This is a genomic window from Mucilaginibacter pocheonensis, from assembly GCF_031456535.1.
GTDB lineage: Bacteria > Bacteroidota > Bacteroidia > Sphingobacteriales > Sphingobacteriaceae > Mucilaginibacter > Mucilaginibacter pocheonensis.
In genome coordinates this window covers 34,951-48,491 of sequence record NZ_JAVDUU010000005.1, presented here as the reverse complement: position 1 = coordinate 48,491, position 13,541 = coordinate 34,951, and the positions used below count along the sequence as shown (strand labels likewise).

The 13,541-nt window shown below is 41.6% G+C and carries 10 protein-coding genes; 5 read left to right on the top strand and 5 right to left on the bottom strand.

All coding sequences use genetic code 11. The features are described 5' to 3' along the window. Positions 1 to 232 precede the first annotated feature (232 nt). The 4 genes from J2W55_RS23270 to J2W55_RS23255 all read left to right on the top strand — a co-directional run bounded on the left by J2W55_RS23270 (position 233) and on the right by J2W55_RS23255 (position 4,688). On the top strand, positions 233 to 2,422 hold the full coding sequence (locus tag J2W55_RS23270; protein WP_310101980.1) for a penicillin acylase family protein: 2,190 nt from the start codon (positions 233 to 235) through the stop codon (positions 2,420 to 2,422). Positions 2,423 to 2,458: 36 nt separating this feature from the next. After that, the gene (locus J2W55_RS23265; RefSeq protein ID WP_310101978.1) at positions 2,459 to 2,947 is read left to right on the top strand and encodes a hypothetical protein; all 489 of its coding nucleotides are present in this window, start codon (positions 2,459 to 2,461) and stop codon (positions 2,945 to 2,947) included. A 122-nt stretch (positions 2,948 to 3,069) separates the two neighbouring features. Next, positions 3,070 to 4,062, top strand: a complete 993-nt coding sequence (locus J2W55_RS23260; RefSeq protein ID WP_310101975.1) for a sugar phosphate isomerase/epimerase family protein — start codon at positions 3,070 to 3,072, stop codon at positions 4,060 to 4,062. A gap of 194 nt (positions 4,063 to 4,256) precedes the next feature. Next, positions 4,257 to 4,688: a DoxX family protein gene (locus tag J2W55_RS23255; protein ID WP_310101973.1), complete on the top strand. Its 432-nt coding sequence runs from the start codon at positions 4,257 to 4,259 to the stop codon at positions 4,686 to 4,688. Between the two features lie 15 nt (positions 4,689 to 4,703). Here the strand turns inward: J2W55_RS23255 and J2W55_RS23250 are convergent, their stop codons facing one another. The 5 genes from J2W55_RS23250 to J2W55_RS23230 all read right to left on the bottom strand — a co-directional run bounded on the left by J2W55_RS23250 (position 4,704) and on the right by J2W55_RS23230 (position 10,136). Next, complete coding sequence (locus J2W55_RS23250) at positions 4,704 to 4,976, bottom strand: UBP-type zinc finger domain-containing protein (protein WP_310101971.1); 273 nt, start codon at positions 4,974 to 4,976, stop codon at positions 4,704 to 4,706. Positions 4,977 to 4,978: 2 nt separating this feature from the next. Then, a complete protein-coding gene (locus J2W55_RS23245; protein ID WP_310101968.1) occupies positions 4,979 to 6,640 on the bottom strand; it encodes an FAD-dependent oxidoreductase in 1,662 nt (553 codons plus the stop codon). A 141-nt stretch (positions 6,641 to 6,781) separates the two neighbouring features. Further along, positions 6,782 to 8,182: an ATP-binding protein gene (locus tag J2W55_RS23240; RefSeq protein ID WP_310101965.1), complete on the bottom strand. Its 1,401-nt coding sequence runs from the start codon at positions 8,180 to 8,182 to the stop codon at positions 6,782 to 6,784. Between the two features lie 149 nt (positions 8,183 to 8,331). Next, positions 8,332 to 9,075 carry a LytR/AlgR family response regulator transcription factor gene (locus J2W55_RS23235; protein WP_310101962.1) on the bottom strand — a complete coding sequence of 248 codons (744 nt, stop codon included), beginning with the start codon at positions 9,073 to 9,075 and terminating at the stop codon, positions 8,332 to 8,334. Continuing rightward, positions 9,072 to 10,136: a sensor histidine kinase gene (locus J2W55_RS23230; RefSeq protein WP_310101959.1), complete on the bottom strand. Its 1,065-nt coding sequence runs from the start codon at positions 10,134 to 10,136 to the stop codon at positions 9,072 to 9,074. The genes J2W55_RS23235 and J2W55_RS23230 overlap by 4 nt, the downstream gene beginning before the upstream one ends. Positions 10,137 to 10,418: 282 nt before the next feature. Between J2W55_RS23230 and J2W55_RS23225 the strand changes: the two genes are divergently transcribed. Beyond that, positions 10,419 to 13,253 (top strand): TonB-dependent receptor, encoded by a 2,835-nt coding sequence (locus J2W55_RS23225; RefSeq protein WP_310101956.1) that lies wholly within the window; start codon positions 10,419 to 10,421, stop codon positions 13,251 to 13,253. Positions 13,254 to 13,541 lie beyond the last annotated feature (288 nt).

The window sequence follows — 13,541 nt, the reverse complement described above, 5'->3', positions numbered from 1 at the left end:
AGCTCTTTATATTTACCAGTGCAAACAGTCAGGTAAACAAAATTTTATTCTTTGTAATGATGCTGTTAGCGCAATGATTTGATCAGTTAAATATTCAATTATGGATAATTGAATGAAAACGCCCGTATATTATAATATATTGCACGTTTGAGCGCCAAATTTACGGTTATTAACTACATCATTTAAATTTTATTGTTAAAAGGTCATTTTGACAGGTAAAAATATTGTTACTATGAAACTTTATATAATCTTTACTTTAACATTTTTACCTGTAATAGCTTTTGCCCAAACATTTACCCGGCCCGAAATTGAACGTGCCGAAGCGATGGCAAAAACAGTGACCATTATACGTGATAAATGGGGGGTACCTCACATTTATGCAAAAACAGACGCTGCGGTGGTTTTTGGATTGATGTATTCGCAATGTGAGGATAACTTTAAGGGTATTGAACGCAATTACCTGGATCAACTGGGTAGGCAAGCCGAGGTTGATGGCGAAAATAGTTTATATACTGATGTACAGCTGCAACTGATAGCTGATAGCACTGATGCCATTAAGGATTATAAAGCCAGTGATCCAGGGTTTAAAAAGCTCATGGATGCATTTGCGGACGGTATTAATTATTACCTGTATAAACATCCTCAGGTAAAACCCCTGGTGTTTAAACGGTTTGAACCCTGGTACGCTTTAATGTTTACCGATGGAAGCGTAGCCGCAACGGAAACGGGCGGCATAAACCTCGCCGAGACAAAAGATTTTTACGCAGGTGAAGGCGAAAAACTGGGAACCATAATAAACAAACCTGCTAACCTCTATGACGCGGTAAATGAACGCGAAACCGGATCGAACGGTTTTGCCATCTCGCCGTCGAGGTCAGCTTCGGGGCATGCCTTATTGTATATTAATCCGCATGTTCCATTTTATTTCCGTAGCGAGGTTGAACTGGTAAGCAACGAGGGGCTTCATGCCTACGGAGCAGTTACATGGGGTCAGTTTTTTATATATCAGGGCTTTAATGAACATTGCGGCTGGATGCATACCAGCAGCTACGCTGATGTAGGCGATCTGTACGCCGAAAAGATGGTTAAAAAAGAGGGTAAATGGTATTATGAGTACGATGGCTCGCTTAAACCGGTAACAGCCCGCAAACTTATGCTGCATGTTAAAAAAGATAACCGGCTTGAACAAAAGAACATCATTGGTTATTATACCCATCATGGTCCTGTGCTGGGCAGCCGCAACGGCAACTGGCTTTCGTTAAGAGCCAATAATCGTTCATATAATGCACTGCTTGAGTCATGGTTGATCACTAAAGCCAATACGCTGGCCGACTATAAAAAGGCGATGGAACTGGTATCAAACACCTCAAATAGCACGGTATATGCTGATGATAAGGGAAATATTATATTTTGGTATGGCAATTATATCCCAAAACGTAATCCCTCTTTTGACTGGAGCTTACCTGTTGATGGCAGCACTTCGGCAACGGAGTGGTTGGGCGTACATCAGCTTAAAGATATCATCACGGATATGAACCCTGCAACCGGCTGGATACAAAACTGCAACTCAACACCCTACACGGCATCAGGGGTAAGCAGCCCGGATAAAAAGAAATACCCGGTTTATATGGCTCCTGACGGAGAAAACTACCGGGCACTCACCGCTATTAAATTATTAAAGAATGCAAATCATATAACGCTCGATGACCTGATAGCAAAGGGGTACGACCATTATCTGGCTGTTTTTGATGATTTGCTGCCTCCGTTGTTTAAGGCTTATAACAACGCTCCCGACTCTGTGAAACAATCTCTTGCCGAACCTGTGGAGTTGTTGCGGCAATGGGACAGGCGCAGCGCGGCAAACTCTGTGGCTACTACCCTGGCCATTGAGTGGGGAACCCTGATGATGAGAATCATGCCGCCGCCACAAACAAGTGAGCAAAGCACTTTTATTACCCAACGTGTGAAAAAACTTTCACAAACTGATGGGCGGCAGCAGCTTGATTTTTTAGCTGAGGTTTTAAAAAGCCTGCAAAGCCGCTTTGGTTCATGGAAAATTGAGTGGGGTACTATTAACCGGTACCAGCGCCCTGCTGATGGCACTACGTTTGATGATAAGTTGCCAAGTATTCCTGTAGGTGCAACCGGATCGGGCTTTGGGCAGTTACCATCGTTTCAGAGCCGCACGGCAAATACACAAAAGCGCTATGGTTATTCGGGGAATAGTTTTGTAGCCGCCGTTGAGTTTGGACCTCGCATAAAGGCTAAAAGCATTATTACAGGTGGGCAATCTTTTGATCCGGCATCAAAAAACTTTACCGACCAGGCGCAGGGGTTTATTGATGGTAAGTTTAAAGATGTATTGTTCTATAAAAGTGATGTGCTTAAACATGTTCAAAAGATCTATCATCCGGGTGATTGATCTGCTTGCTAAAAGTTCATCCGGATTTTATAAAAAATGAAAAAATACCTGTTGATTGTCTTGCTGGCGTGTTGCTGCATTAATGTGTTTGGTCAAAGTATCACACTTAATGATCTTATTAACATTTCAAACCTTCCCAATAGTGAAGCCCATAATTATTTGGTACTGAATAAAGGTTTTAAAAATGAATACCTGCAGGAGGTAAATGGTAACACCATGGAGCATTTACATAAAGTTGCGGCCAATAAAAAACAGGAAACTGTAATTATAGGCGAATATACTAAGTTAGGGAATGGCTCCTTATTACGTACTGTTGTTTATAACTCACAAACCACACAGCATTTGTTCAATTTAATTACCCAGGCAAAAAGCGCTGGTTTAAAAATGAACATACAAGGAGCCGATGCGATGAATAACATCTATTTGTTTGATAATAATTTTTACCACATTTCAATATTCATTAACCGGAATAATGCATTCGGTTCTATTGTATTGAAACAAAAGGAGTTTTTGGGGTTTGATTAAGTTATACTCCAGATAAACTCATTCTCTCTTCCGAATTCATGGAGCAACAGAAAACTTATGTAATAAAGTGAGTTTCTTTTACGCCGGGGCTTTGCTATATTGCATAACCAATTACAGTTCCTATGAAATCCATAAGCCGGAAAAGGTTTATAACTGCCGCCGCACTGGCCACCGCTGGTATCCCTTTTGGTTTAAATGCATTTGCGAAAACCGCATTTACCCCGTTAGCCTTAAATGATAGTGAAATTGGCGGTAGCTCTTCTGCCGAAAAGATAAGGGTAAGTATATTTTCAAAGCATCTGCACTGGCTAAATTACACCGATATGGCGAACCTGGCTGCGCAGATGGGCTTTGATGGCGTTGACCTAACTGTTAGGCCCGATGGTCATGTACTGCCCGAAAATGTTGCTATTGATTTGCCCAGGGCGGTTGCAGCTGTTGAAAAAGCAGGTTTAAAGGTTTACTCCATTGTCACCAACATTGAGCAGCCCGATGAGAAATTTGCACAGGATATTTTAAAAACGGCGTCGGAATTGGGTATTAAATATTACCGTACAGCCTGGTTCAATTATAACAAAGCTATCAGCATTCCTGAAAACTTACAGGTAATTACCCGGCAACTGGCCGGCCTCGCTGAGTTAAACAAACAATACCATATGCATGGGGCCTATCAAAATCACTCGGGCGATTTGTTTGGCGCATCCGTTTGGGATCTTTGGCTCGCCCTTAAAGACCTTGATCCGGCCTGGATAGGTTGTCAATACGATATAAGACATGCTACTACTGAAGGGGCCGATACCTGGGCTACATCTATACAGCCACTGGTGCCTCATATTAAAACTACTAACATCAAGGATTTTTACTGGGAGAAAAAAGACGGTCGCTGGCAGGTGAAAAGTGTTCCGCTGGGTGATGGCATGGTGGATTTTAAAAAGTATTTTGAAGTAGTTAAGCAATATGGCTTAAATGGTCCGCTTTGTTTACATTGTGAGTATGAACTTGGTGGCGCGCAGGACGGCGCGAAACAACTAACCATAAGTAAAAAGGATTTCACCGCCGCTGTGCAAAAAGATTTGGCCATGTTGAGGACATGGTTAAAGGAGAATGATATGTAATGATTTGTTACAAGCCACACCGCGGATTATTCCGGGATTGCCTGCTATAATTATTTGCTGTAGTGTTGTAATAAAACAATTTGCATTTATAACAAGTTTGTTACTATATTTAGTAAAGTAATACATACCGTTTTAACTCCATAGAACCGTTGTTTACTATAACCAATTTGACCATAAAAAAACAGGAGGCTGCCATGAACTTGGTTCATAAAATTGAAAACTGGGGCGATACTCATCATCCTAAAATTCTTGATCTGGTACGTATTGCATTGGGTATATTTTTACTTTTAAAAGGTATAGCATTCATGGAAAATACTGCTTACCTGAAAAGCTTAATTGACAGTCAGGATGTGATTGACCTATCGCCGACCGTTTTAATGATACTGGTTTATTATGTAACTTTTGCTCATATGGTTGGCGGGGTGCTGATAGCCTTAGGCATATTAACCAGGTTGGCATCCATTATTCAGATACCGATAGTTGTAGGTGCGGTATTTTTAACAGGCATTTTTCAGGAACCTATAAATGCAATGATGTGGCCGTCTGTTACGGCCCTGATATTACTGGTATTGTTCACTATTATAGGCTCAGGGCCTATATCATTAGATAAATATCTTTCAGAATAGGTCGAATTTTAATATCTAATATCCAATAACCAGTTCATCAGCATAACACCATAACCAGCGTTCGCCCGGTTCGGCTGATATGACCACCGGATGAGCAGTTGCCTCAAAATGCTTGGTCATATGCGTATTTGGTGAACTATCACAGCATAAGGTAACACCACAGGTTTGGCAGGTACGCAGGTGCATCCACGAGGAATGTGTTTTTACACACTCCTCGCAAACATACTCCTTTGGTTGTTTTATATCGGTAATAGCAGCCAGGTGCTGGCATACTTCCTCTTTTTCCATTCTTAAATCTCCGCTAAATATTTATGTACAAAGCTAATAGCCATGGAGCCTTCGCCAACGGCCGATGCCACACGATTCATCGCTCCGGCACGTACATCGCCTGCTGCAAATATGCCCGAACAGCTGGTTTCCAGCAAAAACGGATCACGTTTAAGCTTCCATATTTTACCAAAGCCTTCATAACTGCGCAGCTCGCGACCGGTTTCAATAAAATCTTTGGTATTTTTTATAATGTCAAGCTTTATCCAGTCAGTATAAGGTTTGGCACCAATAAAAATGTATAAGGCATTGGCTACCCTTTTTACCGTTTCCTGGGTTTTACAGTTTAACAGGGTAAGTTCTTCAAGGCAATTGGTGCCATTTGCTTCAACTATTTCTGTGTAAGGTATAACCTCAATATTAGGCGTATCTGCAATCTGATGGATCAAATAGGCCGACATGGTAGCTGAGAGGTCTTCCCTGCGGATAATGATGTATACATTTTTAGCAAATTTGGACAGGTGCATAGCCGCCTGGCCTGCAGAGTTACCTCCGCCAATTACATATACTTCTTTGCCGGTACAAGCAGTTGCTTCGGTAGTAGCGGCGCCATAATAAATGCCTGCCCCGGTATAATTTTCAACCCCTTTAACCTCCAGCTTGCGATAGTCAACACCGGTGGTAATAACTACCGTACGGCTAATAATTTCGGGGCCATCATCAAGTATTATGGTTTTATAACCATCTTTTTGCCTGATGTCGCTTACTGATTGGGGCGATAAGAACTCCGCACCTAAACGCATAGCCTGACTTATAGCACGCCTGGTAAGATCGGCCCCGCTTAAACCGGCTGGAAAACCCAGATAGTTTTCAATGCGCGAGCTGGTACCGGCCTGCCCGCCGGGCGCTTTCCGTTCTATTAATAAGGTTTTGAGGCCTTCTGATGCGCCATAAACAGCCGCTGCCAGGCCTGCCGGTCCGGCTCCTATGATCACCACATCATAAACATCCGTAAGCGTTTGCGGGCTTTTTTCCAGCTTTTCGGCTATGGCCCTTATAGTTGGCTTGGCAATGCAGCTGCCGTCTTCAAAAATAATAAGCGGAAGGTCATCCGTAGTTAAATTATTTAGTGACAAAAGGTTGCCTGCATCTACATTCTTTTCCACATCAAACCAGCGGTAGGGGATCAGGTTGCCAGCCAAAAAATCCTTCACCTGGTGCGATTGAGGCGAAAACTGGTAACCTAATAATTTAATGCCCACAAACTCGGGTACGTAGTTATTTTGCCAGTCTTCAAGCAGATCATTTATTACCGGAAAAAGTTTTTCCTCTGGCGGATCCCAGGGTTTCATGAGGTAATAATCAAGCTGCACGTCATTAATAGCTTTTATAGCAGCTTCGGTATCAGAATAAGCGGTGAGTAACACGCGCTTAGCATCGGGAAATATTTTTTTGGCTTTTTCAAGGAATTTAACCCCTTCCATTTCGGGCATGCGTTGGTCGCATAAAAATAAAGCCACCACATCCGAGCTGTTTTTAAGCTCGGTAAGGCTTTCAAAGGCTTCGTTTGCCGATGTTGTACTCAATATTTTGTACTCTTTACCATACTGCGACCTGAGGTCGCGGCTTATGGACCGCAGTACCTGCGGGTCATCATCAATGGAAAATATTATAGGACGGCTCATAGGGGTGTTCTTCTAAACGTAAAATTATTAATATTTTATTAAGTATCCGAGTAGCTGGTATCAAGTATCAGGATTTTTGAAGGTTAAATTAAAAACGCAGATTGTCTTGATATTTGATACTAACTACCTGATACCAGCACGCTATCCGTCAATTAAAAAACAAACGCTGAATACTGTGTGGCCGGGTTCCGACTTTACTTTGATTGAGCCGCGGTGCTGTTTAACAATTCGTTGTACAACCTCAAGCCCCATACCGGTACCTTTGCCCATTTCTTTAGTGGTAAAGAACGGATCAAATATCATTGTTTGAATTTCGGCCGGAACGCCCGGTCCGTCGTCGACAATAAAAACCTCCACAAACTCACGGTCACGGCGGGTCTTAATAGTTAAAGTACCCTTTCCGGCGGGTTCCATCGCGTCAATGGCATTATCTATCAGGTTGGTCCATACCTGGTTAAGTTCGCCTATAAGGGCTTTTACTTCGGGTAATGTTTCATCAAAATCTTCAACAACGGTAATGTTGCCTTTTCTGATCTTGTACCCCAGCATGGTTAGCGTATTGCGGATGCCTATATGTATATCGGCATATTGCTTGTCCTTTGCACGGTCCATGTGCGTAAAGGTTTTAACAGAGCTTACAAGCTCAGCTATACGCCTTGCCGATTCCTGAATATCACGAACCATTTTTTCAGTTATCAGCATATCGCTTATCCAGGTCAATACATGGGGTAAGCTATTGTCCGAAACATTTTTTTTAAAAGTTTCCAGGGTTTCAATGCTGCAATTAAAATCAACAAAGCTTTCGGCCATGTCATATCCGTTTTCAACCCCGTGTTCCTCAAACCATTCAATTATTTCATCTTCCCGATGGGTGCGTTGTTTAAGGCTTAACCGGGTTGTGTTTTTATCGTCAAGAAGATTGAACAGGGTTTCGCTGATGGCATCAACCTGCGCAGGTTCCATTTTAATGGAGAATATCATTTTAACATTTTCCGGCTCCTGTTCCAGGTGCTTTTTTAATGTCAGGGAATCGCGCACGATGGCTGATGCCGGGTTGTTTAATTCATGTGCAAGTCCGGCTGATAATTTACCGAGCGCCATCATTTTTTCATTTTGCTGCTGCAGGGCAGTAAAATCACGTACACGGGTGGTCATGATATTTACCAGGGCCTGTGTAAGTTCGTAATGATTTTTTATCATCTCGGGTATCAGCTCAGTATTGAAGCTGCGCAATTGCAGCTTGCCAACGGCCTGCGCATATCCTTTGGATATTTTACCTCTTGAAAATGGAAGGTAGCCGCTAATATTACCGGGGCCCACAACCGTAAATTCGCGCCGGAAACCACTTTGCATCATGAAAAAACGCAGGCTGCCTTCAACCGTGATATGAGGGCCGCTCATGGGTTCGCCGGGTTCCATAAAAAGCTCACCATCTTCAAAAATATTGTCAACACTATTATCCAACAGCCATTGCAGTTGGTCTTCGGGTACGTTATTTAATGCTTCGAGCGATTTTAGCCAGGATACAGTTACTGTTTGCATGTATTAAAATTAGCTATTATTATTTAACGGTTTTGTGGGCACATATAAAAATAGCGCACATATTAAACCCAGCAAAATTGCTTTTGCTAAAATACGGATGATTTTTAAATTGGATAGTCAAACAGGTTAAAGTTACAATAGCCTGTAAATTATATCCACTTGCTCAGGAACTGGCCAAAAGTTTCTTTATACTGATCGCCAACGTTAATATTTACTTTGCCAATTTGCAGGGCGTTGCGAGTGATGGAGTTTATTTTATCAAGTGATACAATGAAAGAGCGGTGTACACGCATAAAACGTTTGGCGGGTAGTTTTTCTTCCAGCGCTTTTAAGCTTGTGAGCGACAGTAAGGGTTTTTCAGTATCCTGCAAATATACTTTTACATAATCTTTAAGGCCCTCTATATATAATATGTCTTTAAGGGCAACGCGCACCAATTGATACTCTATCTTCAAGAACAAATATTCATCCTCCGGATGCTGTCCGCTTTCTAAAGGTGCAACTGTATTGGAGCGTTGCAGCAGTTCAACATAGGTTAGTGCCTTATTAGCGGCATGTAAAAACTCTTCATAATTAAAAGGTTTAAGCAGGTAATCAAGTGCATCAACCTTGTAGCCTTCCAGGGCAAACTGGTTATAAGCGGTGGTGAAAATAACACGCGGCTTATTAGGGCTCCGGCTATCCAGCACACGTGCCAGTTCAATACCGTTTAAATTTGGCATTTGTATGTCCAGAAAAACAAGGTCAATCTTATTGTCCTGCAGGCCCACCAATGCTTCGACCGCGCTTAAATAACGACCTGTAAGTTTTAAGAACGGGGTTTGTTCAATAAAACTGCAGACCAGGCCAAGCGCCAAAGGTTCGTCATCAACCGCTATGCAATTTAACATCATGACAGATTGAGGGTTAGGTGAACAGAATAAGTGTTAGTAGCAGTATCTTCATTAATAAGCAAATCGTACCTGTCGGCATAAAGCAGGTCGAGCCTGCGAATTGTATTGGTAAGACCTATGCCTTTGTTTTCTTCCAGGCTGGTGTTTTCTTTAAATATACTGTTCTTCACTATAAGTTCCAGCTTGCCGGCATGTTGCTCAATACTAATAAAGATACTGCTGGGCAGGGTGGCGCTTATACCATGTTTAAAAGCATTCTCTACAAAAGGTAGAAATATCATAGGTGCAACGGCAGTGTCATTTATTTGAACAGGTAAATTAAATATTACGGAAACCTTATCGGTAAGGCGCAGTTCCATGAGGCTGATGTAATCTTTTATAAATGCTATTTCCTGGTTAAGTTGTGCCGTACCATGCTGCGTGTCGTACAGTACATAACGCATCATACGCGACAGCTGGTGCAGGGCCTTGCGTGACGTATCGGCATTAACCAATGTTAGCGCATAAATGTTATTGAGGGTATTAAAAAAGAAATGCGGGTTAATTTGTGCCTTCAGGAATGAAAGTTCTGAACTTATTTTGTCCTGTTCTAAAACCGCCCGCAGCCGTATATCGCTTTGCCATTTTTGTATTGCGGTAATACTGGTGCTTATACCAAGTACCAATGCAATGATAGCGATCATGGCAATATCAAAATCATGGCCGCGTCGCTGTTTTGGCGGGCCATGCTTATGAAATGCCGTCTCCATTAACTGATGCATATTCAGCCATCTGTCGGTAAAGTTATTTAATAAATAAATGACAGTTATCAATACTACTACAAACAGGAAATATGCTCCGGTGCGTTGCTTTAATAAAAAATTAGGCACCAATATGATGGAGTTAATGTAAAATGCTACTATCAGCGTGCTTAATACAAGCACCTGTTTTATCCAGAATTGATAAGGTAACTGGATATTCCATGATAGCGGCTGGTACAGGAACAATACAACACCCAGCACAATCCACGTAAGTACATGGATAAGTATAGTTATAAAGTTACTTTTTGATTTTAAGCTCATTGGCCGTAATTAAACGTTGTATTGGATGTTAAATTTAAAGTATAATTCCTCAATATTACTAATAGATAGAGGTTCCTGTCAATCATAATAGCTCAACAGGCAAAATTTACCGATGGACGGTTGATGCCACTCTTTTAAACTGAAATTTATATAGGCCCGCCCGAACCAGGTGCTTTTATAGGGTAAAATCGCGCCTTTATCTATGTTTTTGTCTTGTAGGTCTATTCTGTTTTTTATAATAATACAGGCGGTGTTTTTTTGTGGCGTTAATCATACCACACCATGAAACTTTTATACTTATTTATACCCTTGGCATTTTTACTTAGCCTTAATACCTATGCCCAGGACGGCCGGGAGATTAGCGGAACCGTGCAGGATTCAACAGGGGCCACATTACCTGGCACAACTGTGCAACTGCTAACAGGTGCTGATAGTACCACCGTCATTACCAATGCTAAAGGTGGTTTTGTTTTTAATCCTGTAAAGGTTAACCAATTTAGTTTGGTTGTACGATCAATAGGTTACCAGGCCATAAAACGAAGATTTATTTTAAATGCGGATAATAAGGCGGTAACGCTGGCTCCTATTGTACTGAAAACGGAAACATATATGTTAAATACGGTTACCATTGCCGATGTAAATCCGGTAAAGTTAAAGGAAGATACCGTGGAGTTTAATGCCGATGCCTATAAGGTGCGCGATAATGCCCCTGTTGAAGATGTACTGAAAAAGTTGCCTGGTGTTGATGTGGATAAGGATGGGAACGTAACTGCACAGGGTAAAAATGTAACTAAAGTAAGGGTGAATGGTAAAGATTTTTTTGGCGGCGACCTGAAAACAGCTACAAAGAATTTGCCTGCGGATATTGTACAAAACATACAGATCATTGATGATTACGGCGATCAGGCTAATTTAACCGGTGTAAAAACCGGCGAACCTGATAAGGTGTTAAACATTACCATAAAACAAAGTAAAAACTACGGTTACTTTGGCCAGGCCAGTGTGGGCGGGGGTAAAGATGCTATACCCGGTATTGCCAGCGACAAAGAGGGAAACCGTTTTGTAGCCCAGGCAAATGTGTTTAGTTTTAATGGCGACAGGCAGCTGGCTTTTTTGGGTAATTTAAATAACACTAATACCAACCTGTTTAGTTTTGGTGGGGGAGGCCCGCGTGGCGGCGGGCCGGGAGGGCCTCCCGGCGGAAGGAATAGCTCCTCAGCCAACGGAATAACCACGGCCCGCTCATTTGGGTTCAATTATCGCGACAGCTGGGGTAAAAAAATAACGGCTTATGGTAGTTACAGCTTTGCAGATAATTCGGTTTTTACATCAAACAATACTATCCAAAACAACCTATCGCCAGCCAACCCAAGTACCAGTACGCAAAACAGTTCGCAAAATGATGAAAATCTGAACCATCGTTTCAATTTTAATATTGAATACAAGCCCGATACCGTTAATTACATTAAAATAACCCCAACTTTTGCGTATGCTAAAGTAAATAGTACACAAAATGGCAATAGCAGCCTGGTTAATAATGCCGAAACTATTTCCAACTATGATTTTAATACGCTCAGCAATTCGTCTGAACCAAATTATGGCGCCAACATATTATTTAATCACCGATTTAACGGCCATGGGCGTAATTTTAGCGCGAATGTAGGAGCAGGCAGTTACAGCATCAACAAATACCAAAACCCGGTTTATACCTATATTGAAGGAGCTGCAAATGCACCTCTTAACCAGTTTATTAATACCAATAGCCGTACGGATAGTATTGGTACTACGTTATCGTTTTTACAGCCCATCAGCAAAAGAGGATATCTTGAACTGCATTATGCTTATCACTATGCCCATACTACTGCTGATAAACTGACCGATACACTGGCCGATAACGGTAACCGCGAACAGTATGATCTGTTGAGCAATAATTATACTTCCAGCTTTATTACCAATCGTTTTGGCCTTAATTACCGCTTTATCGAAAAAAAATATAACTATACATTGGGTGTGGTTGCGCAACCTTCGGTTTTAAGAGGACAGTCGTCAATGGCTGGTACCTCAACCAATATCAGTATGTTTAACTTTGCGCCCAATGCCAGATTTATTTATAATTTTTCGCGCAATCAGTCGCTAAGTCTCAATTATAATGGCAGTAGCAGTCAGCCTACCTATACAGAGTTGCAGCCTGTTACCGATTTTTCAAATGCATCGTACCCGGTACAAGGCAACCCCGATCTGAAACCAGAGTTTAATAATAATCTATCTATCAGGTATAACAAGTTTAATTTTGAAAGCGGGAACGTGTTTTTTAGTAATTTTTCGTTCACCAAAACCGATAATAAAATTGTAGCCAATACTATTAATTATCCTAAGGTTTATGCGCCGGATAGCAAGCTGGCCGGTAGCATATTAACCCAGTACTTAAACGCCGATGGTTATTATTCGGCCTCGGGTTTTTATGTGTTTGCCAAGCCCTGGGAAAAAAGAAAATATAATTTATTTTTTATTGGTAACGTTTCGTACAATAACAACGTCTCATATATATCTAACGTAGCTGCTGATACCTATCAAATGACCACAGAGAAAAATATCGCCAAAAACCTGGTGCTCTCGCAAGGGGTACGCTTTCGCGTAAGTATTGCCGATGTTATTGATGCAGAGGCCAGCACCAGCTATAGCATAAATAAATCAAACAACTCCATAAGCCAGGCTAATATTAACAACAATTTCCGGATGCTTAACCTGGGGCTTAATGGCAAAAACTATGTGTGGAAAAACTGGACCCTGAGTTATGATTACTCTAAGGTATTATACTACGGATATACCGGGGCTACTAACCCCAACATACTGAATACCTATATAGAACGCAGGTTTTTAAAGCAAAATATAGGTACGCTTCGTTTATCGGCAATGGATGTATTCAATCAAAATACGGGTTATACCAGCACACAAAGCGGAAGCTACGTAACACAAACCAACTCGAACCGTTTAGGCAGATATTACCTGCTTACTTTTACACTTAAACTACAGAAATTTGCCGGGAAACGGCCAGCTATGGGAGGTCCCGGCGGACCACCTCCGGGTGGCGGCCCCGGTGGGCCGCCACCATTTTAAGAGATAAAGTCTTAAATGGTATTTAAAGACCTTACCATCCTTGAGAAAGATGGTGAGAAGAAGATCAAGCATGAGATTGATCTGGATTTAGTTGATGTTATTGATTTAATCAATAACTGGTGCGTTCCGGAGGTGAGATACCGGGACGCATTTTTATTTAGTTGATATACGTAGAATGCTTCATTTAGGTTCTACAATTTTCGGTTTATATTAACCAATACGTTGTCTGTCGCTTTATAGCATAGGCTTTCCTTCACAAAATTTCAGTGTTACTGCATTTTACAGTTA